General features: G+C 61.9%; 16 protein-coding genes. 1 reads left to right on the top strand and 15 read right to left on the bottom strand.

Translation table 11 applies throughout. The features are described from left to right. Positions 1 to 23: 23 nt before the first annotated feature. The 11 genes from NHAM_RS07920 to NHAM_RS07870 form a co-directional block, all read right to left on the bottom strand. A complete protein-coding gene (locus tag NHAM_RS07920) occupies positions 24 to 320 on the bottom strand; it encodes a 50S ribosomal protein L23 (RefSeq protein WP_011510056.1) in 297 nt (98 codons plus the stop codon). Next, positions 317 to 937 (bottom strand): 50S ribosomal protein L4, encoded by a 621-nt coding sequence (gene rplD, locus NHAM_RS07915; protein ID WP_011510055.1) that lies wholly within the window; start codon positions 935 to 937, stop codon positions 317 to 319. The genes NHAM_RS07920 and rplD overlap by 4 nt, the downstream gene beginning before the upstream one ends. A gap of 1 nt (position 938) precedes the next feature. Continuing rightward, a complete protein-coding gene (rplC, locus tag NHAM_RS07910) occupies positions 939 to 1,664 on the bottom strand; it encodes a 50S ribosomal protein L3 (RefSeq protein ID WP_011510054.1) in 726 nt (241 codons plus the stop codon). 101 nt (positions 1,665 to 1,765) lie between these two features. Continuing rightward, positions 1,766 to 2,074: a 30S ribosomal protein S10 gene (gene rpsJ / locus NHAM_RS07905; protein ID WP_002712302.1), complete on the bottom strand. Its 309-nt coding sequence runs from the start codon at positions 2,072 to 2,074 to the stop codon at positions 1,766 to 1,768. 103 nt (positions 2,075 to 2,177) lie between these two features. Then, positions 2,178 to 3,368 (bottom strand): elongation factor Tu, encoded by a 1,191-nt coding sequence (gene tuf, locus NHAM_RS07900; protein ID WP_011510053.1) that lies wholly within the window; start codon positions 3,366 to 3,368, stop codon positions 2,178 to 2,180. 39 nt (positions 3,369 to 3,407) lie between these two features. Then, positions 3,408 to 5,480, bottom strand: coding sequence for an elongation factor G (gene fusA, locus NHAM_RS07895; protein WP_011510052.1), 2,073 nt, complete (start codon positions 5,478 to 5,480; stop codon positions 3,408 to 3,410). Positions 5,481 to 5,512: 32 nt separating this feature from the next. Further along, positions 5,513 to 5,983 (bottom strand): 30S ribosomal protein S7, encoded by a 471-nt coding sequence (gene rpsG, locus NHAM_RS07890; RefSeq protein WP_011510051.1) that lies wholly within the window; start codon positions 5,981 to 5,983, stop codon positions 5,513 to 5,515. Positions 5,984 to 5,998: 15 nt separating this feature from the next. After that, a complete protein-coding gene (gene rpsL, locus NHAM_RS07885; protein ID WP_009797142.1) occupies positions 5,999 to 6,370 on the bottom strand; it encodes a 30S ribosomal protein S12 in 372 nt (123 codons plus the stop codon). Between the two features lie 1,458 nt (positions 6,371 to 7,828). After that, positions 7,829 to 8,065 (bottom strand): hypothetical protein, encoded by a 237-nt coding sequence (locus NHAM_RS07880; RefSeq protein ID WP_011510049.1) that lies wholly within the window; start codon positions 8,063 to 8,065, stop codon positions 7,829 to 7,831. Between the two features lie 90 nt (positions 8,066 to 8,155). Continuing rightward, positions 8,156 to 8,839 carry a Crp/Fnr family transcriptional regulator gene (locus tag NHAM_RS07875; RefSeq protein ID WP_245270031.1) on the bottom strand — a complete coding sequence of 228 codons (684 nt, stop codon included), beginning with the start codon at positions 8,837 to 8,839 and terminating at the stop codon, positions 8,156 to 8,158. A 150-nt stretch (positions 8,840 to 8,989) separates the two neighbouring features. Next, positions 8,990 to 10,126: a GNAT family N-acetyltransferase gene (locus NHAM_RS07870; RefSeq protein WP_011510047.1), complete on the bottom strand. Its 1,137-nt coding sequence runs from the start codon at positions 10,124 to 10,126 to the stop codon at positions 8,990 to 8,992. A 174-nt stretch (positions 10,127 to 10,300) separates the two neighbouring features. Between NHAM_RS07870 and NHAM_RS07865 the strand changes: the two genes are divergently transcribed. Beyond that, entirely contained in the window at positions 10,301 to 11,497 is a 1,197-nt protein-coding gene (locus tag NHAM_RS07865) for an FAD-dependent monooxygenase (RefSeq protein WP_011510046.1), read from the top strand. Positions 11,498 to 11,649: 152 nt separating this feature from the next. Here NHAM_RS07865 and NHAM_RS07860 read toward each other — a convergent pair whose 3' ends face one another. From NHAM_RS07860 to rpoB, 4 genes are all read right to left on the bottom strand, one after another. After that, positions 11,650 to 13,656: an ABC transporter ATP-binding protein gene (locus tag NHAM_RS07860; protein WP_011510045.1), complete on the bottom strand. Its 2,007-nt coding sequence runs from the start codon at positions 13,654 to 13,656 to the stop codon at positions 11,650 to 11,652. Positions 13,657 to 13,792: 136 nt separating this feature from the next. Further along, a complete protein-coding gene (locus NHAM_RS07855) occupies positions 13,793 to 15,841 on the bottom strand; it encodes an FAD-dependent oxidoreductase (protein ID WP_011510044.1) in 2,049 nt (682 codons plus the stop codon). A 300-nt stretch (positions 15,842 to 16,141) separates the two neighbouring features. Further along, positions 16,142 to 20,341 (bottom strand): DNA-directed RNA polymerase subunit beta', encoded by a 4,200-nt coding sequence (rpoC, locus tag NHAM_RS07850; protein ID WP_011510043.1) that lies wholly within the window; start codon positions 20,339 to 20,341, stop codon positions 16,142 to 16,144. 125 nt (positions 20,342 to 20,466) lie between these two features. Further along, on the bottom strand, positions 20,467 to 24,609 hold the full coding sequence (rpoB, locus tag NHAM_RS07845) for a DNA-directed RNA polymerase subunit beta (RefSeq protein ID WP_011510042.1): 4,143 nt from the start codon (positions 24,607 to 24,609) through the stop codon (positions 20,467 to 20,469). Positions 24,610 to 24,822 lie beyond the last annotated feature (213 nt).

The following is a 24,822-nucleotide window of genomic DNA, read 5'->3' as shown; positions in this document are numbered from 1 at the left end:
ATCGCCTTAAAGCCGTTTCCGCCTCAGAGCCCGGTGGTGACGTCGATGCGGTGGCCCTCTTCGAGGGTCACGACCGCGCGCTTGGAGTCCGATTGCGACCCGAAGCTGCCGCGGAACACCTTCGCCTTGCCCTTGCGGACCAGCGTGTTCACACTCTTGACCTTGACGTCGAACAGCTTCTCGACCGCTTCCTTGATCTGCGGCTTGGTCGCCTTGCGCGTCACCTTGAACACAACCTTGTTGTATTCGGAGGCCATCGTCGCCTTTTCGGTAATGACCGGAGCGACGATCACGTCGTAATGCTTCGCATCGATTGTCATTTGAAGCGCGCCTCCAACGCATCAACCGCCGCCTTGGTCAGCACCAGTTTCCGACGGCGCAGGATGTCGTAAACGTTGATGCCCTGGATCGGCAGCACGTCGATGTTCGGAATGTTGCGCGCGGCGGTCGCGAACCCGGCATGGACCGCGGCGCCGTCCACGATCAGCGCGTTGGTCAGGCCGAGGCCGGAAAAGTGGCCCACCAAGGCCTTGGTCTTGGCCTCATTCAGTTCAGCGCTGTCGATGACGATTAGACCGCCGTCCTTGGCCTTCGCCGACAGTGCGTGGCGCAGCGCCAGCGCGCGCACCTTCTTCGGCAGATCGTGGGCATGGCTGCGAACGACCGGGCCGAACGCGCGGCCACCGCCACGGAACTGCGGCACGCGGGCCGAGCCGTGACGGGCATTGCCGGTGCCCTTCTGCTTGAACATCTTCTTGCCGGTGCGCCAGATTTCCGCGCGGCCCTTGGTCTTGTGGGTGCCGGCCTGACGCTTGGCGAGCTGCCAGTTGACGCAGCGCTGGATCAGATCCTTGCGCGGCTCCAGGCCGAAAATCCCGTCCGAGAGTTGGACCGAGCCCGCGGCGTTGCCTTCGAGGGTGGTGACGTTCAGTTCCATGTTATGCACCCTCCTTCTCGGTCGGGGCATCCGCCGTGACCTTGTCATCGCCCGCAACCTTGAACTTGCCGGGCTTCGGCGCGTCCTTCGGCAACGGCTTCTTCACCGCGTCGCGCACCGCGATCCAGCCGCCCTTGGAGCCGGGAACGGCACCTTCGACCAGGATCAGGCCGCGCTCGACGTCGGTCTGCACGACGCGCAGGTTGAGCGTGGTGACGCGATCGACGCCCATATGACCGGGCATCTTCTTGTTCTTGAAGGTCTTGCCCGGATCCTGACGTCCGCCGGTCGAACCGATCGAACGATGCGAGACCGAGACACCGTGCGTGGCGCGCAGACCGCCGAAGTTCCAGCGCTTCATGCCGCCGGCGAACCCTTTACCGACCGAAGTGCCGGTGACATCGACGAACTGGCCGACCACGAAATGGTCGGCCTGAATTTCCGCGCCGACCGGAATCAGCGAATCTTCGGAGACGCGGAATTCAGCGACCTTGCGCTTCGGCTCGACTTTGGCGACCGCGAACTGTCCGCGCTCCGCCTTCGGCAGGTAGACCGTCTTGCGCGCACCCGAGCCGAGCTGCAACGCGACGTAGCCGTTCTTCTCACTGGTCCGGTGACCCAACACCTGACAATTGCTCAGCCTCAGCACGGTCACAGGGATATGCTCGCCGGCGTCTGTGAAGACCCGCGTCATCCCGACCTTTTGTGCGATCACTCCGGAGCGCATCGTCGTGCTTCCTGTTCTTTCTGTCCGCTAACGTTCGGACTGTTCCCAAACTTGGTTTCGACTTCCGCGTGCCCCGATCCGCAAACCGACGGGCTGCCGCGTCAGAGCTTGATCTCGACGTCGACACCCGCGGCCAGATCGAGCTTCATCAAGGCATCGACTGTCTGCGGAGTCGGATCGACGATATCGAGAAGGCGCTTGTGCGTGCGCATCTCGAACTGCTCACGGCTCTTCTTGTCGACGTGCGGCGAACGGTTGACCGTAAACTTCTCGATCCGCGTCGGCAGCGGGATCGGTCCGCGGACCTGCGCGCCGGTACGTTTCGCGGTGTTCACGATCTCGCGGGTCGACGTATCGAGAATCCGATGATCGAACGCCTTGAGACGGATCCGAATATTTTGGCCGTTCATTGCCTTTGTCTTTCTTGCCCGTCACGACCGGTCATCCGGTCATCCACGCCGATAAAGAAGATTGCGGATGTCCGGTCTTTGCAGCCGGACATCCGACGGATCATCATTCAATGATGCTGGCAACGACGCCTGCTCCGACGGTGCGTCCGCCCTCGCGGATGGCGAAGCGCAGCTTCTCCTCCATCGCGATCGGCACGATCAGGTGCACTTCCATCGCCACGTTGTCGCCCGGCATCACCATCTCGGTGCCGGCCGGAAGATGCACCACGCCGGTCACGTCCGTGGTGCGGAAGTAGAACTGCGGACGGTAGTTGGTGAAAAACGGCGTGTGACGACCGCCCTCCTCCTTGGTCAGGATGTAGGCTTCCGCCTTGAACTTGGTGTGCGGCTTCACCGAACCCGGCTTGCACAGAACCTGACCGCGCTCCACGTCCTCACGCTTGGTGCCGCGCAGCAGCGCGCCGATGTTGTCGCCGGCCTGGCCCTGGTCCAGCAGCTTGCGGAACATCTCCACGCCCGTCACCGTCGTCTTCTGCGTCGGACGGATGCCGACGATCTCGATTTCCTCGCCGACCTTGACGATGCCGCGCTCCACGCGCCCCGTCACCACCGTGCCGCGACCCGAGATCGAGAACACGTCCTCGACCGGCATCAGGAACGGTTGGTCGACCGGGCGCTCCGGCTGCGGAATGTAGGCGTCGACCGCCTTCATCAGCTCCAGCACCGCGTCATGGCCGAGCTTCGGATCCGAGTTCTCCAGCACCGCCAACGCCGAACCCTTGATGATCGGAATGTCATCGCCCGGGAAATCGTACTTCGACAGAAGCTCGCGCACTTCCATCTCCACCAGTTCCAAAAGCTCCGGATCGTCGACCATGTCGCACTTGTTCAGGAACACAACGATCGCCGGAACGCCAACCTGGCGCGCCAGAAGAATGTGCTCGCGGGTCTGCGGCATCGGGCCGTCCGCCGCCGACACCACCAGGATCGCGCCGTCCATCTGCGCCGCACCGGTGATCATGTTCTTCACATAGTCGGCGTGGCCCGGGCAGTCGACGTGCGCATAATGCCGGTTCGGCGTCTCGTACTCGACATGCGACGTCGAAATCGTGATGCCGCGCGCCTTCTCTTCCGGCGCCTTGTCAATCTGGTCGTAGGCCGTGAACGTCGCTCCGCCCGCTTCCGCCAGAACCTTCGTGATCGCAGCCGTCAAAGACGTCTTGCCGTGGTCAACGTGACCAATCGTCCCGATGTTGCAATGCGGCTTGTTCCGTTCAAACTTCGCTTTGGCCATTTGACTCTCCGTTCAGTCGTTGACTGTCGCCAGCGACAATCAGGCAAACTTTTTCTGGACTTCCGCCGACACGTTCGCCGGCGCTTCCGCGTAATGATCGAACTGCATGGTGAAGGTCGCGCGCCCCTGGCTCATCGAGCGCAGGTTGTTCACGTAACCGAACATGTTCATGAGCGGCACCATCGCGTTGATCACGTTGGCGTTGCCGCGCATGTCCTGACCCTGGATCTGACCGCGCCGCGAGTTGAGATCGCCGATGACCGATCCGGTATAGTCTTCCGGCGTCACCACCTCGACCTTCATGATCGGCTCGAGCAGCACCGACTTGCCCTTCTGCAGCGCCTCGCGGAAGCAGGCACGGGTCGCGATTTCGAACGCCAGCGCCGACGAGTCGACGTCATGGAACTTGCCGTCGATGAGTTGCACCTTGACATCGACCACGGGGAACCCAGCGACCACGCCGGAGCCGAGCACGCTCTCGATGCCCTTCTCAACGCCGGGAATGTATTCCTTCGGCACAGCGCCGCCGACGATCTTCGACTCGAACTCGTAACCCTTGCCCGGTTCGCTCGGCTCGACGATCAGCGTCACCGCCGCGAACTGGCCGGTGCCGCCGGTCTGTTTCTTGTGGGTGTAGCTGTGCTCGACACGCTTGGTGACGCGCTCGCGGAACGCCACCTGCGGCGCGCCGATATTGGCGTCGACCTTGTAGGTGCGCCTGAGAATATCGACCTTGATGTCGAGATGCAGCTCGCCCATGCCCTTGAGGATGGTCTGGCCGGATTCCTGATCGGTGGAAACACGGAACGACGGATCTTCCGCCGCGAGTTTGGCCAGCGCAACACCGAGCTTTTCCTGATCGGCCTTGGACTTCGGTTCGATCGCGATCTCGATGACCGGATCGGGGAATTCCATCTTTTCGAGGATCACCGGATGGGCCGGATCGCACAGCGTGTCGCCGGTGCGCGCTTCCTTCAGGCCGGCCAGCGCGACGATGTCGCCGGCATAAGCTTCCTTGATGTCTTCGCGGTTGTTCGCATGCATCAGCAGCATCCGGCCGATGCGCTCCTTCTTCTCGCGCGTCGAATTGACGACGCCGGTACCGCTCTGAAGAATGCCGGAATAGATGCGGCAGAACGTGATGGTGCCGACGAACGGGTCGTCCATGATCTTGAACGCCAGCAGCGACATCGGCTCCTTGTCGTCGGCGTGACGGAGGATTTCGTTGCCCTTGTCGTCGGTACCCTTGATCGCGGGCACGTCGAGCGGCGACGGCAGGAAGTCCACCACCGCATCGAGCAGCGGCTGCACACCCTTGTTCTTGAATGCGGTCCCGCACAGCACCGGATAGAACGCGCCGGTAATCACGCCCTTGCGGATCAGATTCTTCAGCGTCGCCTCGTCCGGCTCGGTGCCGTCGAGATAAGCAGCCATGGCATTGTCGTCGAGCTCGACGGCAGCCTCCACCAGCTTCTCGCGGTATTCCCTGGCCTTGTCGGCAAGGTCGGCCGGAATTTCCTCGATATCGTACATCGCACCGGCGGAATCGATATTCCAGACCAGCGCCTTCATGCGGACAAGATCGACCATGCCCTTGAACGCGCTCTCGGCACCGATCGGCAGTTGCACCGCGACCGGACGCGCACCGAGGCGATCGACGATGTCGGCGAGACACTTGTAGAAGTCGGCGCCGGTCTTATCCATCTTGTTGCAGAAGACGATGCGCGGCACCTTGTATTTGTCGCCCTGACGCCACACAGTCTCGGTCTGCGGCTCAACGCCCTGGTTGGAGTCGAGCACACACACGGCACCATCGAGCACGCGCAGGCTCCGCTCGACCTCGATGGTGAAGTCGACGTGACCGGGGGTGTCGATGATGTTCAGACGCTTGCCATTCCAGAACGCAGTGGTCGCGGCCGAGGTAATGGTAATGCCGCGCTCCTGCTCCTGCGCCATCCAGTCCATCGTCGCGGCGCCCTCGTGGGTCTCGCCGATCTTGTGGCTCTTGCCGGTGTAATAAAGGATGCGCTCGGTCGTGGTGGTCTTGCCGGCATCGATATGCGCCATGATACCGAAATTACGGTAATCCTCTATGGCATGTTGGCGGGGCATGGAGCTGTCCTTAAATTCCTGTTGTGTCGCCGTTACCAGCGATAGTGCGAGAACGCACGGTTGGCTTCCGCCATCTTGTGCACGTCTTCCCGCTTCTTGACCGCGCTGCCCCGGTTGTTCGACGCGTCGAGCAATTCGGCCGAGAGCCGCTCCGTCATCGTCTTTTCATTGCGCCCCCGCGCAGCCGCGATCAGCCAGCGAATGCCGAGCGCCTGACGGCGGGTCGAGCGAACCTCGACCGGCACCTGATAGGTGGCGCCGCCGACGCGACGCGACCGCACTTCGATGGTCGGCATGACGTTTTCGAGCGCCTGCTCGAACACGGTCAACGGGCCCTGCCTGGTCTTGGCCTCGATCAGGTCGAGCGCTCCGTAGACGATGCCTTCGGCGACCGACTTCTTTCCGGCATACATCACCGAGTTCATGAACTTCGTAATGACGACGTTTCCGAACTTCGGGTCGGGGAGCACTTCACGCTTTTCGGCAGAATGGCGACGCGACATCGTATCTGTTCCCGCTTATTTCGGACGTTTCGCGCCGTATTTCGAACGACGCTGCTTGCGGTTCTTGACGCCCTGGGTGTCGAGGACGCCGCGGAGGATGTGATAGCGCACGCCGGGCAAATCCTTGACGCGACCGCCGCGGATCATGACCACGGAATGTTCCTGAAGGTTATGCCCCTCACCCGGAATGTAACCGATGACCTCGAAGCCATTGGTAAGACGCACCTTTGCGACCTTACGCAGCGCCGAGTTCGGCTTCTTCGGAGTCGTGGTGTAAACACGTGTGCACACGCCGCGCTTTTGCGGCGACTGCTGCAACGCAGGCACCTTTTTGCGCGACTTCTGTATGACGCGCGGACTTGCGATCAGTTGGTTGATCGTCGGCATCGTTCGCCTTCACCCTTAAATTTACGCGAAACCCCGATCGGTTTCGCAACTTCGTTCGAGGCTACCGCCCACCCGCTCGCGATGCATGAAGCGATCCACGCAAAACGAAATCGCGCCAACCGTTCATTGCTGAGCGGGAAGCGCTTCGACGCCACAGAGGACCGCGATTAACGCCAACCGATAATGAACCGGCCGACTTCCACCGAGGTCATGCACCCGAAATCGATCTCGAGAGATCTCGCTCAAGAGAACGACTATCGTCCTGGCATTGCCTAGCTATGATCAGCAGCGTCTGAGCAGCATTCGTCGAGGTTGGTGCCCGTCTCTATCAATTAAAACAGATAGAAAGGGTGGTCCGTTCCGACGTTGGCGTAGCTCACCGCCTGCCGTTAAGTGGGCGGGTTTTATCCACCGCGAGTCGTCAAGTCAAGGCTAAACCGCCGTCACAGAAGCACTTCCGGGCGTCGATATCCGGCATACGCGCGAATTCCGTCCCGCTGAGAATTGCTCGCACAGCGGGTTCGCCGGACACCAGATATCCCTCAAAACAATGGTCTTTTTGCGATACCGGCCACGCTCACTCGCTGCGCCCGCCCCGCCCGGCAACGGCGGCGACCGCAAGATCAAGCGGACCGTTGGACCACGGAGTTCCGGCTCTTGATGTATGCCCCGGACCGCCTCCGCCGCTGGGCGCCGAATCGGTATCCGCGCCCTATGGCGTTTTCGAGCGAAGCACGTCCTCGGGGATGGATACCGGTCCGCGTCAAGAAAACGCGTCAAAACAAAAAGCTGGAGCCCGGCTTTGATTCGATCAGAAGCGGGGCTCCAGTCTGGCGAAGGCTCCTCCCGATGCATGAAGGGTATGGGACGGTCCGGGCCGGACGCTGGAGTGTTTCGCGCTTGGAGGGAAACATCTCGATTATCCGTCATGGCGGGAGGCGGCGGCGATGGATGCCGCGGGTCACAGACGGGCGAAAGCGGCAGCCAACCTCGGACAGCTATGCCGTGCGCATGGCGCCGGATCAAAGATTGATTCTGGCTAATCGAGAGCCGCCGCGGGCCGCAATAATTGCTCGCGCCTCAGGCCCCAGCCACGCGCCAATCGCAGCCGAATTTCCGCGTCGTAATGAGATAGCGCGATATCACGCTCGGGCAGTCGCCGCGCAGCGCTGCTATTGGATCGGTTCGTCGGTGGCGGCGAGCAGCGTTATAGAGAGCGAGAAAGTCCGACTGCGGACGCATCGTGTCCAAACGATTCGACTCACGTCGCTTGGGATGGTCAACGCATTTCGGAAATCGGAAGGCACAGGACTGGAACGCGTGAAGGCAAGAAAGATGAGGCAGATCGCTTGAACCAACACCCGCCTGCAGCGGAGGCCAACTAACGAGCCTCCGCGGCAGAAAGCGATGACGATATCTGAGCCACCATGGCGGCTCTCACCGTCTCTTTAACTCAGCTTAATGGCCGTGACCGTGGCCGTTCTGTGCTTCACGATGAGCCAACTCGCTCAACAGATCCTGCGCAATCAAGTCCTGCCCCGTTTGATCGAAGCGGAACCTGCCAAAATGACCGAAGCGGGCACTCTTCGCGCCCAGCGTTCCCGAACCGGCATGGATCACCTTGCCGTCCGTTACGTATGAACCTTCGATCTGCCTTCCCAGGGATTCATCATAGAAAGAGACGTGTCTCGGCATCGGTGCACTCCTCCATTGTTGGATTGCTCTATGTACCGATGGAAACAGCGACCCGTATAGCCAACTAGTTTACATAGCCGACATTTATTTTTATTTTGTGAACGAGCCGGGCAGCAGCCTGTCGTATTCGCGCCGAACCGCGCGATAGCACTCGCAGGATGTGCGCTCCAATAGCTTGCGGTCCAATATCGTGATGATGCCGCGGTTGTATGTGAGAGCCTGCTGTTGCTGAAATTTTTTCAGCTCTGCGTTAACCGCCACACGGCTGACGACCAGCATCTCGGCCAGGAACTGCTGCGTTAATCGAAGCTCGTCACCTTCGACGCGATCGTGAGACTTCAACAGCCATCGTGCGCAGCGCTGAAGGAGCGTATGGCTGGCGTTGCATGCAACGGACTGCATTACTTGCCCGAGGAATGCACGTGAGTAGGCGTTGAGCTTGCGCCGGAATACCGGCAAACGTGCCTGCAGCTCCTGAAACTCGCGAAAGGAAATACGGATGGCGTCACCGGACACCTGGACGACGGCGCGGTGCATCGATTGGTCGTCGCCCATGATAGCTCCGACGTTAACCATCCCCTCCCGTCCGGTGGTCGAGGTTTCTGCCGTCTTGTCGGCCTTTAGCGGGGCGACGTTGGAGATAATCGCCGTTTCCGGAAAGTACACGTAATCGAATGGGCCGCGTGGTTCGTACAGCACGCGGCCCAGTGACAGTTTGATCGACTCGCACAGGCTCTGAACGTCGAGCCATTCCGAGTCCGGTATGCTCGCCAACAGGCCGTTTTTTGGTCTGTTCACCATTGTTCTACGAACACCGGTTCTTGCCGCAGGCTCAAAGCGGCAGCCGCAGTCTGGGTATTTGGGAGGCCGAGGGCAAGCGGCGCCGGATTGACGGCACCCGACAGACCGCATCTGCCCGCCCGGCTAGCGATGCGCGGCAAAACTCACCTTCTTGCTTTTGGGTACGGCCGGTACCGCCCCGGTTCGAATCCGGTCGCGAAGCCGGCGGAGCTGGTCGTAGCCCCGCTGGCGGATCGCCTCCAGCGAAAACGCCAGCGATTTACCCGGCCCGACATCGATGAGCAGATCGGCCATCTTCCGGCGGCCGGCCCAGAGCTGAGCCATAAAGCTTCCCTCGTACGAACAGGAATCGATCTCCGCGACCCCGGCGGAGGAAAACAGGTCGTCCGTGATCCTATCGATCAGCAGCGCGCCCGGCGAGTATTTTGCGTAGTCCGAGCTGAATGCCGTTTTCCAGGTGTAGGCCGTGGTGCCGCAATACATCAGCACCTGCGCGGCAATAGCGCGGCCATCGACGCGCAGCAATGCCACCGAGGCATTGCCACGTTCGGCGAGCGCCGCGACCATCTGTCTGGCGAAGGTCGCGTCCGCGGCATTGCACAGCAAGGCCGTGCCACGCGCTCCTTTCCAGCTTGCGGCTTCCAGCTTCAGGAACGTCTCGAACGCCTCTCGCGTATCCGGCGCGCGGTTGTTGACGATATCGACCGCGCCCGCGCCGGAGAGCCGGTTCCAGTCCTGCCGCAACTTCTTCCGGGTCGAGCCGGACCGTTTCACGCCAACGTCCGGGGTCGCGAAAGGCCGTGTGCTCTCGGTCAACCTAAGCCGCGTGCTTCCCTGCTCCTTCAGCGCGTTCACAAGCATCTCGAAGCTCGGAGCCTCGGCATCGAGCGACTTCAGACTGATCACCTTGGGTAACAAGGAACTGTCGCGGATCGCCGACAGGAAGGCCGGAATGACCTCGCCGACATAGGCGGGATCGACGACCGGGTTTGAGAGAAAGGCGTAGTTGTAAGGCAGTGCCTCAAGCAGCGCGGGCCACAGCGGCGAAATTCTGCGGACCTGAAAGGCCCAGATGCCGACCAGCCTCCCGGGTCCGGCGCTGTCCCACGCCAGCAGAACCTGGACGCGCGCGAAACCGGTCTCGTTCGCGACGGTCAGGGCAACCGGATTCATGAACACGTTGGAAGAGGCCCGCCGGACGAGATCGTCCCACGGCGCCGCCATGTCCGGTGTTGGTGAACAAATGTTTACCGAGATCATTAGACGCCTTGGATCATCCTTGGGGCGATCCGCTAAAGGCGGCGATATTGTTCCTTCGGTATTGCTTTTCAGTTAAGCCGCATCGACCCGGTCCAGGCTCGATCACTCGATGTCTTTCAAGGTTTATTTGCTTTTTGCGGCGCAATGATAGCCCTGCGGGGCAAGGGCCGATCCATGCGCTATACCGACATTGCGATCGTTGGCGGCGGACTGGCCGGCTCGACCACAGCCGCGATGCTGAGCCGCGCGGGTATTGCTGCGATCATGATCGATCCGCACACGACGTATCCTCCCGACCTGCGCTGCGAAAAGCTCGGCGGCACTCAAACTCCGAGATTGCGCAAGACAGGGTTCGACGAAGAGATACTGCGCGCGACGACCGTGGACGGCGAAGTCTGGGAAGCGCGGTTCGGTTTCGTGGTGGCCAAAAAACCCAGCGACCAGCACGGCGTGATGTACGACACTCTCGTCAACACCATGCGCGCGCAAATCTCGTCCAGTGTGGAGACACTTTACACCAAGGTCGTCGAGGTCGCCACCAGCAGTGAACGCCAGCGCCTGGTGCTGGCGGATGGCGGGACGATCTCCGCGCGCCTGATCGTGCTCGCGAACGGCCTCAGCATCAGCCTGCGCCACCTGCTCGGCCTCGGTCGGCGCATCATCAGCGAATGTCATTCGGTGACGCTCGGTTTCGATGTCGCTCCGGTCGATCGACCGGCATTCCCCTTCCCGGCCCTGACCTACTGGCCGAAACGCTCCGACGCGCGCATGGCCTATCTCTCGATATTTCCGATCGGCAATACCATGCGCGCCAACATGATGGTCTATCGGTCGATGGACGACATCTGGTTTCGCGAATTTCGTGAAAACCCCGAAGCGACGATGCGCGCCGTGATGCCCGGCCTCGACCGCATGACCGGCGGCTTCAAGGTGAGCGGGCCGATCAAGATCCGGCCGGCGGATTTGTACGTCACGGACAATCATCGGCAAGCCGGCGTCGTTCTTATCGGCGACGCTTTCGCGACCTCGTGCCCGGCAGCGGGCACCGGCACCGACAAGGTGTTCACCGACGTCGAGCGGCTTTGCAACGTCCACATCCCGAGCTGGCTTGCGACCGAAGGCATGGGTCGCGCCAAGATCGACATGTTCTACGACGATCCGGTCAAGACAGCATGTGATGCATGGTCGGCCGCGAAAGCCTGGCATCTTCGCTCGCTGTCGATCGACAACGGCCTCACATGGCGCGCACGCCGATGGGCACGCTTCATCGGACGGCTGGCGCAGGGCCTGACACAACCGACGAACAGATCCGGCACCCGGCCATCCTCATCGCCGCCGCGCCCGGAATCGCACGAGGGCAGGCTTGCTTAGAGTGTTTTCGAGCGAAGTAAGTACCGGTTCGCGGGAAGAATACGCGCAAGTTATTGATAGCGTTTTTCAAGCGAAGCATGTCCTCGGGTTTGACCCGAGGCTGGTACCGGTTCGTTCGAAAACGCTATAGCCGCGCGCAGATTTGGGAGCGCCTACTCGCCTTCACCATCGCTATCGTGATGCCCGTGACTCTGGTCGTCCCAGAGCTTGCGGTAGACGCCGTTGGCCTTCATCAGTACTGCGTGGGAGCCCCGTTCGACCGCCCGACCACCGCTGATGACGATGATCTCGTCCATGTCGACCACCGAGGTCAGGCGATGGGTCGAAAATATCATGGTCCGGCCCCTGGCTACCTTCAGTAGCGTGCGATTGATCGCGGCTTCGGTGGTCTGGTCGAGCGCGGACGTCGCCTCGTCGAGCAGCAGAATCGACGGGTCGCGAACGATCGCGCGCGCAATCGCCACGCGCTGGCGCTGGCCGCCGGACAGCGTATCTCCGCGCTCACCGACGACGGTGTCGTAGCGCCGCGGCAGGCTCATGATAAAGCGATGGATCTCGGCCTTTTTCGCCGCGGCCTCGACCTCCTCGTCGCTGGCGTCTTCCTTGCCGAGACGGATGTTTTCCCGGATCGACATGTTGAAAAGCATGTTCTCCTGGAACACCACGGCCATGCCGGATCGAAGCGACTCGCGCGTCACCTTGCGGGTATCGACGCCGTCGATGGTGACGCGCCCGTGGTTCGGAACATAGAGGCGCAGAATCAGATTGAGCAGCGTGCTCTTGCCGGAGCCGCTCGGCCCGACAATCGCGATACGCTTTCCGGCATCGAGCTTCAGACTGAGATTGTTGAGGACGGGTGTCTCGGCGTCCTCATATCGAAACGTCACACGATCGAAGGTGATGTCGCGGCTGATGCGCGGCAGGTCCGGCGCGCCGCGGCGGTCGGCGCCGCGCGTCGGCTCGTCGATCAGTTCCTCCATGTGGCGCACGGCGGCCGCGGCCTGAATCGAGACCGGCACATAAGACATCAGATGCGCGATATTGTATGAGATTTCCCAGAACGCGCTTTCAAACGTCACGAACGTTCCGATTGTGATCTGCCCGCTGGTCGCGAGATAGGCACCGATGCCGAGAACGACGAGGTGCAGCAGCAGCACGGCCACCGTGACCGAGCGCTCGACCATGCTCGACAGAAACGTGGAGGATGCGATCTTCTTTCTGGTCTCTTCATTGCGGACGGTGAACCAGCCGCGGGCGCGACGCTGCAGGCTGAAGGCCTTGACCAGAGCTTGCGCGGCGATGTTTTCCTGGACCACGCCGAGGATCGCCGACTCGTTGACCTTCTGCTCGTAGTTTGCCTGCACCGCCTTCGGGGTCAGGATACGCGGCCCGATCAAGGTGATCGGAAAGATCAGCAACGCGACCACCGCCAACGGCCAGCTTAAAAACAGCATCAGAACGATGCCTGCGACCAGCTCCATCGCCGGAAGCAGCGCCGTACTTACGAGCGCCTTCATCGCGCCTTCGAACGCCGAGAGATCGACGGAGAAGCGCGACAGGATTTCCCCCCGCCTGGTGCGCGCAAAAAATGCCGACGGCAGATCCTGCACGTGATTGAACAGCCGCTGCCGCACCTCCGAGACGATCGATGACGACAGCCAGGCGTCCCAGCGTTCGTACCAGATCGAGATCAGCGAGGTGACAATGCCGGCGACCGCAAGCACCGACAGGATTCGAACCAGAACGCCGAAATCCTCCTCGCCAAGCGCATCGTCGATCAGGAACTTGAGGCTAAGCGGCATGACGACGTTGAACAGCGTCTCGACCAGCAGGCCGAAGCCGACGAAGGTCAGCGCCTTGCGGTGATTTCGAAGCAAGGGCCGGATGAACGCATAGACCGTCGCGGCCGCTCCGGCGGCCTCGCGCGCCGTATAGACGACGAGTTCCTCGTCGTCATCGTCGAGGACGGGTTCGCCGTCCTCGCCCTCGTCCCCATCGTCGTCCTCCTCATGGCCGACCGGCGCACGGGGCTCTGCATCAGGTCTGCGCGGCGCTGGCGACGCGGACGTCGGCCCGGTCTCGGCAGGCGGGTTCTCCGGCGGAATCGTTACCGCATCATCGGGAACGAGTGAATGGTCGAGCGGCGGCACCTTGAGCACGACTGGGTCTTACAGTTGCGAAACGGCCGGACCGGCCGCGGGGTGAAACACGAAAGTCTTTCATGGCGAGCCGGATCGACCGGAGGCACCCCGCGGATCGAGGCAGGTGCATGTTCCGGTTTCGCCTGACGATGACTCAGTCACTGCCCTCGACCTTGTCGAACAGCGAGTAACGCAGGCTCTCGGCATCCGCGTACCACCGATCCGGTCCCTTGTTGGCTGCGATGGCCGCCGCCCACAATTCGTCGGTACGGTCGTTGCGGTTCATGGCGAGGTCGAAACCGTTATTGAAAAAGATTTCCGACCACTCCCACCAGGTGCCGAGCTTCTTCACGCCGCGCTGCAAATCGTAAAGGTCGATCAACGCCGGCTTCATGTCGCTGGTGACGGATCCGAAGATCAGTCCGGTCTTGACGACGCGGTTCAACTCGCGAACCGCACGCCGCGTCCGGGATTCCGAGACATGGCAGAGACTGGTTTCATAGACGAAATCGAACTGCCCGTCCTCGAACGGCATATCGACGATCGAGCCGAAACGGTTGAACGCCTGCAGCGCCGGCGGCGTCATCGCATGAATGGCGCGGTTGTTCTCGATGCCCCAGGCGTCGATGCCACGGGCGCGCAGCGCGCCGACCAGTTCGCCGCTTGCGGATCCCGCTACCAGCAGCTTGTAGTTCGTCGTCCTGTTCCACGCGATCCCGATCAGATTCATCAGAAAGTCCGGATCGCTGAACTGCTGCCAGACCTCGCGATATGGACCGAGGCCGCGATAGTTCTCGAAGTAATCGCGGTCGATCGGGCTGAAGGCGATTGCGCGACTCTCGTCACGCGCACGGCGCAGCTTCATCATCTCGGTGACAATGATGTCGGTCGCCGCATCCGACGAATCCAGCAGCCCATTGAGGGTTGAATCAAACAGATAGTCGCCGACAACGACCAGGCCCGGATGCGCCTTCGGCTCGGGCCGGTGGTTGGTCATGACGTCGCGCGCCGGAAGGCCTCCGGGTATCGCGTTGACCGCCGACATCCAGCGATGGATCTTGCCTTCGAGGACATGCGCGCGCGCATTGCCGAGCGACGCCGGCAGCGACTTCAGCGCCGCATCGATCAACTCCTTGTCGCTGAGGTTGGCGAACGCCAGCGCGTCGGAGCCGGCGATCAGCCAGTTCAGCACGCCGTGGCGGCCGACGTCGTGCCGCGCGCCCTCGTTGTAGACGCAGCAGCCGCCGAAGGCTTCGGACATGAACCATGCGCCCGAAATCTTCTCGCCCCAGAACGGCTCGTCGAACAGGATCGAAACGCGAAGGTAATGCGCCGGCCGGTCGAAGTAAGCGACATGCTTGACCATCGACTTGCGCAATTGCTCGCCATCCCATCCCATGGTCGCAAGCCAGCTATGGGGCAGACACATGATGACGAGATCGAAGTCGCGGGTCTCCGGTCCCTTGCCGTTCATCATGTCGAGTTGGTAACGGCCGGCCGGTGTCTTGCCGACCTTGAGAACGCGGTGATTGAGCTGGATGTCGGCATCGACCTCGGCCCTCAGGCAGTCGATCAACTGTTCGTTGCCGTTCTGGATCGAATACAGGCCGATATAACCGTCCACATCCATCACGAAGTTCTTGAGCGCGTTCAGCCCGTTGGTGTTGTGGCTCTCGGTGGCAATATCGGAGCGCGCCATCACCTTGAAGAAGCGCCTGGCGACCGGGTCCGCGACCTCCTTGTCGAGCAGCTCCTCCGCCGTCATGAACGCCCATGGGTGCTCGTTGCCGCGCGCGCCTTCGTAATACTCGATCGGCGATATCATCTCGGTGCAGCGCTTGCGGAAGGCTACGATGGCATCGGCGGTCCCCGCGCCGTATTTGCGACGCATGCCGGAAACGTCGTCGAGCAGCTCGCCGTCGAGCTGCACCTGCCCGGCGTCCATCGGAATCGTCTGCAATCCGAAATGCTGGATCAGTTCGCGGAGCGGATCCGGCCCTGTCGCCGAGTAGTCGTAGATTTCCGCAACTCCCGCCTCGTACATCGCCGGTGCGGTCTCGAACTTGTGGGTCAGCAGCTTGCCGCCGAGGCGGTCGGAAGCTTCAAAGATGGTAACGCGACACAGTTCTCCGAGTTTTTTCCTGAGGTGCCATGCGCTCATCAGCCCGCCAGGGCCACCGCCAACAATTGCTAGATCAAGCATATCTTTCTTTCGACATCCGCGCCTGGCGCTTTCGCAGCCCGGACACGGCCTTTCCCCAAATCTGGCGCACCAGACCCCAGCGAAGTCTACTCCATGGAGGAGGCGTCAGCTTGCTCCATGGTTTAATTTTTTGGCCTGCCACCGCGTGCTGTTCTCGAGTGCAGGCTCCTTAGGAAAAGCGCTTTCTACCTGAAGGGAAGATGAACAAACCGGACCTCGCCGAAAAAAGCCCGCCGGGCGCCGCGCAACGCGAAAAGGGCCGGCTTGCACCGGCCCTTTTCTCGTAAAATCAGACGATTCCTACTCCGCCGGCGGAAGCGCCAGCGGTTCGGCCTCCGGAGCCGACGGCACGATCGCCGCCTGCTTCTCGCGCTCGTCGAGAATCAGCTTGTCGCGCTTGACCGCGACTTCGCGGATCTTGGCCATCGACGCGCCGGTGCCTGCCGGGATCAACCGGCCGACGATGACGTTTTCCTTGAGACCTTCGAGCGGGTCCACCTTGCCGTTGACGGCGGCTTCGGTGAGTACGCGCGTGGTCTCCTGGAACGAGGCCGCCGAGAAGAACGAACGGGTCTGCAAGCTCGCCTTGGTGATGCCGAGCAGGACCGGCGTTCCGGTCGCGATCTTCTTGCCCTCCTCCTTGGCCTTGACGTTGAGCCGGTCGAACTCGATCTTGTCGATCTGCTCGCCCGAGATCATGTCGGTCTCGCCCTGATCGGTAACCTCGACCTTCTGAAGCATCTGACGGACAATCACCTCAATGTGCTTGTCGTTGATGAGCACGCCCTGCAACCGGTAGACTTCCTGGATTTCGTTGACCAGATAGGCAGCGAGTTCCTCGATACCCTTGATCGCCAGAATGTCGTGCGGCGCCGGATTGCCCTCGACGATGAAGTCACCCTTCTCGACGATGTCGCCATCCTGCAGATGGATGTGCTTGCCCTTCGGAATGAGGTACTCGCGGGCCTCCTCATCCTTGTCGACCGGCTCGATCGAGATGCGGCGCTTGTTCTTGTAGTCGCGGCCGAACCGGATGGTGCCGGCGATTTCCGCGATGATGGCAGCGTCCTTCGGCCTGCGGGCCTCGAACAGTTCGGCCACCCGCGGCAGACCGCCGGTGATGTCGCGGGTCTTGGCGCTCTCGGTCGAGATACGCGCCAGGATATCGCCGGGCGTCACCTTGGCGCCGACGTCGACCGACAGAATGGCGTCGACCGACAACATGTAGCGAGCGTCGCCGCCACGAGGCAGCTTCAGCACCTTGCCGTCCTTGCCCTTGATCACGATGGCCGGGCGCAGATCCGCACCACCGCGCGTCGAGCGCCAGTCGATGACGATGCGCTTGGCGATACCGGTGGATTCGTCGAGCGTTTCGGAGATCGACTGACCTTCGACCAGGTCTTCGAATCCGATGGTGCCCTCCACCTCGGTCAGGATCGGCCGGGAGTACGGATCCCACTCAGCGATGCGCTGGCCGCGCTTGACCAAATCGCCTTCGTCGACGTGCATGCGCGCGCCGTACTGGATGCGGTGCGTCGCACGCTCGGTGCCATCCGCGTCGGCAACCGCGACCACCATGTTGCGTACCATCGCAACCAGATGACCTTCGCCGTTTCTCGCGATCGCCTTGTTCCTGATCGTGATCTTGCCGTCGAAGTTCGACTCGATCACCGACTGCTCGTTGAGCTGCGCCGCGCCGCCGATGTGGAACGTACGCATCGTAAGCTGCGTGCCGGGCTCGCCGATCGACTGCGCCGCGATGACGCCGACCGCCTCACCGTGATTGACCGGTGTACCGCGGGCCAGATCGCGGCCATAGCACTTGCCGCAGATGCCGTTGACCAGCTCGCAGGTCAGCGCCGAGCGGATCTTGACCTCCTGGATGCCGGCCCGTGAAATCTGATCGACATGGCTTTCTTCCATCAAGGTGTTGCGCTTGATCAGCACCTTGTTGGTCGCAGCCTCGCGGATGTCCTCACATGCGGTGCGGCCAAGGATGCGCGAGCCCAGCGACGCAACGACCGTGCCGGAATCAACGATGGCGCGCATCTTGATGCCGAGCTTGGTGCCGCAGTCATCCTGCGTGATGATGCAGTCCTGAGCGACATCGACCAGACGGCGGGTCAGGTAGCCCGAGTTTGCGGTCTTCAACGCGGTGTCCGCGAGACCCTTGCGGGCGCCGTGAGTTGAGTTGAAGTATTCGAGAACCGACAGCCCTTCCTTGAAGTTGGAGATGATCGGCGTCTCGATGATTTCACCCGACGGCTTCGCCATCAGGCCGCGCATACCGGCAAGCTGACGCATCTGCGCCGGCGAACCACGCGCACCGGAGTGAGCCATCATGTAGATCGAGTTGATCTGTGCCTCGCCGCCTTTCGGATTCTTCTTAACGGCGGAGATTTCCTTCATCATCTCCTTGGCGATTTCCTCGGTCGCCTTCGACCAGGCGTCGACGACCTTATTGTACTTCTCGCCGTGGGTGATCAAGCCGTCGTTGTACTGCTGCTCGAAATCCTTGGCCATCGAGCGCGTGGCATCGACGATCTTCCACTTCGAGTGCGGCACCACCATGTCGTCCTTGCCGAACGAGATGCCAGCCTTGAACGCGTTGTAGAAGCCGAGCGCCATGATCCGGTCGCAGAAGATCACGGTCTCCTTCTGACCGCAGTGGCGATAGACCTGATCGATCACGCCGGAGATTTCGCGCTTGGTCATCAGCTTATTGATGGCGTCAAACGAGATCTTCGGCGACTTCGGCAGCACTTGACCGAGCATGACGCGGCCGGCGGTGGTGTCGATCAGGCGCTTGACCGGCTTGCCATCCTCGCCGATGTGATCCCAGCGATACTTGATCTTGGTGTGGAGGTGGATGACCTTGGCGTGAAGCGCATGCTCCAGCTCAGCCATGTCGCCGAACACCTTGCCCTCGCCGGGCAGACCCTCGCGCATGATCGAGAGGTAGTAGAGACCGAGCACGATGTCCTGGCTGGGCACGATGATCGGCTGGCCGTTCGCCGGGTGCAGGATGTTGTTGGTCGACATCATCAGCACGCGCGCTTCGAGCTGTGCCTCGAGCGACAGCGGAACGTGCACGGCCATCTGGTCGCCGTCGAAGTCGGCGTTGAAGGCGGCGCAGACCAGCGGGTGAAGCTGGATCGCCTTGCCCTCGATCAGCACCGGCTCGAACGCCTGGATGCCGAGGCGATGCAAGGTCGGCGCGCGGTTCAGCAGCACCGGATGCTCGCGAATGACCTCGTCGAGAATATCCCAGACCTCGGGACGCTCCTTTTCAACGAGCTTCTTCGCCTGCTTCACCGTCGTGGACAGTCCCTTGGCATCGAGCCGCGAATAGATGAACGGCTTGAACAGCTCCAGCGCCATCTTCTTCGGCAGGCCGCACTGGTGCAGCTTCAGTTCGGGACCGACGACGATGACCGAGCGGCCGGAATAGTCGACACGCTTGCCGAGCAGGTTCTGCCGGAACCGTCCCTGCTTACCCTTCAGCATATCGGCGAGCGACTTCAGCGGGCGCTTGTTGGCGCCGGTGATGACGCGGCCGCGGCGGCCGTTGTCGAACAGCGCATCGACCGCTTCCTGAAGCATGCGCTTCTCGTTGCGGATGATGATGTCGGGCGCGCGCAGCTCCATCAGCCGCTTCAGGCGGTTGTTGCGGTTGATGACGCGGCGATATAGGTCGTTGAGGTCGGAGGTTGCGAAGCGACCGCCATCGAGCGGCACCAGCGGACGCAGATCCGGCGGAATCACCGGCACCACGGTGAGGATCATCCACTCCGGCTTGTTGCCGGAGAAGCGGAAGGCCTCGACGATCTTCAGGCGCTTGGCGAGCTTCTTGTGCTTGATGTCGGACTCGGTCGCCTGCATCTCGGCGCGCAGTTCCGCCTCGAGCCTCTCGAGTTCAAGCCCCTTCAGCAGTTCGCGGATCGCTTCGGCGCCGATCATGGCGGTAAAGCTGTCCTGGCCGTACTCGTCCTGCGCGCGAAGGTATTCCTCTTCCGACAGCAACTGCCGGTCCTTGAGCGCGGTGAGACCCGGCTCGAGAACGACGTAGTATTCGAAATAGAGAATCCGCTCGAGATCCTTCAGCGTCATGTCGAGCAAAAGGCCGATACGGGACGGCAGCGACTTCAAAAACCAGATATGGGCAACCGGCGCGGCCAGTTCGATATGGCCCATGCGCTCGCGGCGCACGCGCGACAGCGTCACCTCGACCGAGCACTTCTCGCAGATGATGCCCTTGTACTTCATGCGCTTGTACTTGCCGCACAAGCACTCGTAATCCTTGATCGGCCCGAAGATGCGGGCGCAGAACAGGCCGTCGCGCTCCGGTTTGAACGTGCGGTAGTTGATGGTCTCCGGCTTTTTGATCTCGCCGTAGGACCACGACAGAATTTTCTCCGGCGACGCGATCGAAATCCGGATCTGGTCGAAGACCTGAGCCGGTGTCGTCGGATTGAATAAGTTCATCACTTCTTGGTTCATGGTCTTCTCCTGGGGAGAAAGCGAATAGCGAATGGCGAATAGTCCGCTTGACTTGCCGTCCGTCATTATTCGCCTGTTGCTACTCGCTATTCCCTATTCGCCGATGCGCAGCCGGAGGCCGCGCATCATTCGGCCGCCTCGGACGTCGGCGTCGCGCTGCCGATCTTGGAATTGTGCAGATCGACATTCAGGCCCAGCGAACGCATTTCCTTGACCAGCACGTTGAACGACTCCGGAATGCCCGCCTCGAAGGTGTCGTCGCCGCGCACGATGGCCTCGTAGACCTTGGTACGGCCGGCGACGTCGTCCGACTTCACGGTCAGCATTTCCTGAAGCGTGTACGCCGCGCCGTAAGCCTCGAGCGCCCACACCTCCATTTCGCCGAAACGCTGGCCGCCGAACTGCGCCTTGCCGCCCAGCGGCTGCTGGGTGACAAGCGAGTAAGGTCCGATCGAGCGCGCGTGGATCTTGTCGTCCACAAGGTGGTGCAGCTTGAGCATGTAGATATAGCCCACCGTGACCTTGCGATCGAACGTGTCGCCGGTCCGCCCGTCGTAGACGGTCGACTGACCCGACTTGTCCATGCCCGCCAGCTCGAGCATCTGCTCGATGTCGGCTTCCTTGGCGCCGTCGAACACAGGCGTCGCGATCGGCACGCCGCGACTGAGATTGCGGCCGAGTTCGACGAGTTCATGATCGTTGAGCGACTTGATGGTCTCGTTGTCGCCGTAGACCTTCTTGAGCGTCTCCTTGAGCGGCTTGGTTTCCTGCTTCGCGCTCGCGAGATAGGCATCGACGGCCTGCCCGATCCGCCTGCCGAGGCCGGCGCAGGCCCAGCCGAGATGCGTTTCGAGAATCTGGCCGACGTTCATGCGCGAGGGCACGCCGAGGGGATTGAGCACGATGTCGGCGTGGGTGCCGTCCTCGAGGAACGGCATGTCCTCGATCGGAACGATCTTCGACACCACGCCCTTGTTGCCGTGGCGGCCGGCCATCTTGTCGCCGGGCTGAATCTTGCGCTTCACCGCGACGAAGACCTTGACCATCTTCATCACGCCGGGCGGCAATTCGTCGCCACGCTGCAGCTTCTCGACCTTGTCGAGGAACCGCTGTTCGAGACCCTTCTTCGACTCGTCGTACTGCTTCCGCATGGCCTCGATCTCGGCCATCAGCTTGTCGTTCGGCGACGCGAACAGCCACCACTGCGACTTCGGATATTCCTCGATCACCGAGCGGGTGATCTTGGTGTCCTTCTTGAAGCCCTTCGGACCGGCAATGCCCTGACGGTTTTCGAGCAGATCGGCGAGGCGGCCGTACACGTTGCGGTCGAGAATCGCCTGCTCGTCGTCGCGGTCCTTGGCGAGGCGCTCGATTTCTTCCCGCTCGATCGCCAGCGCGCGCTCGTCCTTGTCGACGCCGTGACGGTTGAAGACACGGACCTCGACGATCGTGCCCTGCACGCCCGGCGGCACCCGCAAGCTGGTGTCGCGGACGTCGGAGGCCTTCTCGCCGAAGATGGCGCGCAACAGCTTCTCTTCCGGCGTCATCGGGCTTTCGCCCTTCGGCGTGATCTTGCCGACCAGGATGTCGCCCGCGCGCACCTCGGCACCGATGTAGACGATGCCGGCTTCGTCGAGGTTCTTCAGCGCCTCTTCCGACACGTTCGGAATGTCGCGGGTGATTTCCTCAGGGCCCAGCTTGGTGTCGCGGGCCATCACCTCGAATTCCTCGATATGGATCGAGGTGAAGACGTCTTCCTTGACGATCCGCTCGGAGAGCAGGATCGAATCCTCGAAGTTGTAACCGTTCCACGGCATGAACGCGACCAGCACGTTGCGGCCGAGCGCGAGTTCGCCGAGATCGGTCGACGGACCGTCCGCGATGATATCGCCTTTCTTGACGACGTCGCCGACCTTCACCAGCGGACGCTGGTTGATGCAGGTCGACTGGTTCGAGCGCTGGTACTTCATGAGACGATAGATATCGACGCCCGACTTGGTCGGGTCGAGATCCTCGGTGGCGCGGATGACGACGCGGGTGGCGTCGATCTGGTCGATGATACCCGAGCGGCGCGCGGCGATCGCAGCACCCGAATCGCGGGCGACCACGCCTTCCATGCCGGTACCGACGAACGGCGCCTCGGCGCGCACCAGCGGCACCGCCTGACGCTGCATGTTCGAGCCCATCAGCGCGCGGTTGGCGTCGTCGTTCTCGAGGAACGGGATCAGCGCCGCGGCGACCGAGACGAGCTGCTTGGGCGACACGTCCATGAAGTCGACCTTGTCCGACGTCACCGGCAGCACTTCGCCGGCATGACGGCAGACCACGAGGTCTTCGGTGAAACGGCCGCGGTTGTCGAGCGGCAGGTTGGCCTGCGCGACGTGATAGCGGCCCTCCTCCATCGCCGAGAGATAGACCACCTCGTCGGTGACGCGGCCGTCCTTCACCTTGCGATACGGCGTCTCGACGAAGCCGTATTTGTTGACGCGCGCGAAGGTCGCGAGCGAGTTGATGAGGCCGATGTTGGGACCTTCCGGCGTCTCGATCGGGCAGATGCGGCCGTAGTGCGTCGGGTGCACGTCGCGCACCTCGAAGCCGGCGCGTTCGCGGGTCAGACCGCCCGGACCGAGCGCCGAGAGGCGGCGCTTGTGGGTGATCTCCGACAGCGGATTGGTCTGGTCCATGAACTGCGAGAGCTGCGAGGAGCCGAAGAACTCGCGCACCGCGGCAGCCGCGGGCTTGGCGTTGATCAGGTCCTGCGGCATCACGGTGTCGATATCGACCGAGGACATGCGCTCCTTGATGGCGCGCTCCATGCGCAGGAGGCCGACGCGGTACTGATTTTCCATCAGTTCGCCGACCGAGCGCACGCGGCGGTTGCCGAGATGGTCGATATCGTCGATCTCGCCCTTGCCGTCGCGCAGGTCGACCAGTGTCTTGATGACGGCCAGGATGTCTTCCTTGCGCAGCGTGCGATAGGTGTCCGGCGCATCGAGGTCGAGGCGCATATTCATCTTGACGCGGCCGACCGCGGACAGGTCGTAGCGCTCACTGTCGAAGAACAGCGACTGGAACATGTTCTGCGCCGACTCCAGCGTCGGCGGCTCGCCCGGGCGCATCACCCGGTAGATGTCGAACAGCGCATCCTCGCGCGTCAGGTTCTTGTCGGCGGAGAGCGTGTTGCGGATGTAGGGGCCGACATTGACGTGGTCGATGTCGAGCAGCGGCAGCTCCTTGTAGCCGTGCTCGTTCAGCGCCTTCAGCGACTTCTCGGTGATTTCCTCGCCGGCTTCGGCATAGATTTCGCCGGTCTTCGGATTGACGAGATCCTCGGCGAGATACATGCCGACCAGCTCCTCGTCGCTCATGCGCAGCGCCTTCAGCCCCTTCTCCTGGAGCTGGCGGGCGGCGCGGACCGTGAGCTTCTTGCCGGCCTCGAGCACGACCTTGCCGGAGTCGGCATCGATCAGGTCATTCAACGTGGAGTAGCCGCGGAAGCGGACCGGGTCATAGGGTACGCGCCAGCCGTCCGCATTGCTTCCGGACTTGGCGCGCTTGTATATGATCTTCTTGTAGAACGTGCTCAGGATCTCCTCGCCGTCGAGGCCGAGGGCGAACATCAGCGAGGTCACCGGAATCTTGCGGCGGCGGTCGATGCGCGCGAACACGATATCCTTGGCATCGAACTCGATGTCGAGCCATGAGCCGCGATAGGGAATCACGCGCGCGGCGAACAGCAGCTTGCCGGACGAATGGGTCTTGCCCTTGTCGTGATCGAAGAACACGCCGGGCGAACGATGCATCTGCGAGACGATGACGCGCTCGGTGCCGTTGACGACGAAGGTGCCGTTCATGGTCATGAGCGGAATGTCGCCCATGTAGACGTCCTGCTCCTTGATGTCCTTCACCGACTTCGCGGCGGTTTCCTCGTCGATATCGAACACGATGAGGCGCAGCGTCACCTTCAGCGGGGCGGCATAGGTCATGCCGCGCTGGCGGCACTCGTCGACGTCGTACTTCGGCGCCTCGAACTCGTAGCGCACGAATTCGAGCTGCGAGGTGCCCGAGAAGTCGTTGATCGGAAACACCGACTTGAAAACCGCCTGCAGTCCCTCGTCGAGCCGGCCACCCTCCGGTTCGTCGACCATCAGGAACTGGTCGTAGGACGCCTTCTGAACCTCGATCAGGTTCGGCATCTCGGCGACTTCCCGAATATGCCCGAAAAACTTGCGAACCCGCTTGCGACCGGTGAACGTCTGCTGCACCATCGTGGCCTCTCATGTCGTCGCCCGTGAGGGGCGAACCTTCCAAAGCGCGATTGGCATCGCCTCCGGGGTGAATCTCGGAACGCTCTCAAGAGCGGAACGCAAATGTCAGGATTTCAATCCTGAATTGGAACGCCAGGCTCGCAGAACGCAAAACAACGCGCGGGGTGCATGAATGCGCCCAGCCCGTCAAAATCATCTCCAAGCGGACCGAAA

Origin of the sequence: Nitrobacter hamburgensis X14 (assembly GCF_000013885.1) — a bacterium.
Lineage (GTDB): Bacteria > Pseudomonadota > Alphaproteobacteria > Rhizobiales > Xanthobacteraceae > Nitrobacter > Nitrobacter hamburgensis.
The sequence above is the reverse complement of the archived record's forward strand: the minus strand, read 5'-3'. Positions and strand labels throughout refer to the sequence as shown.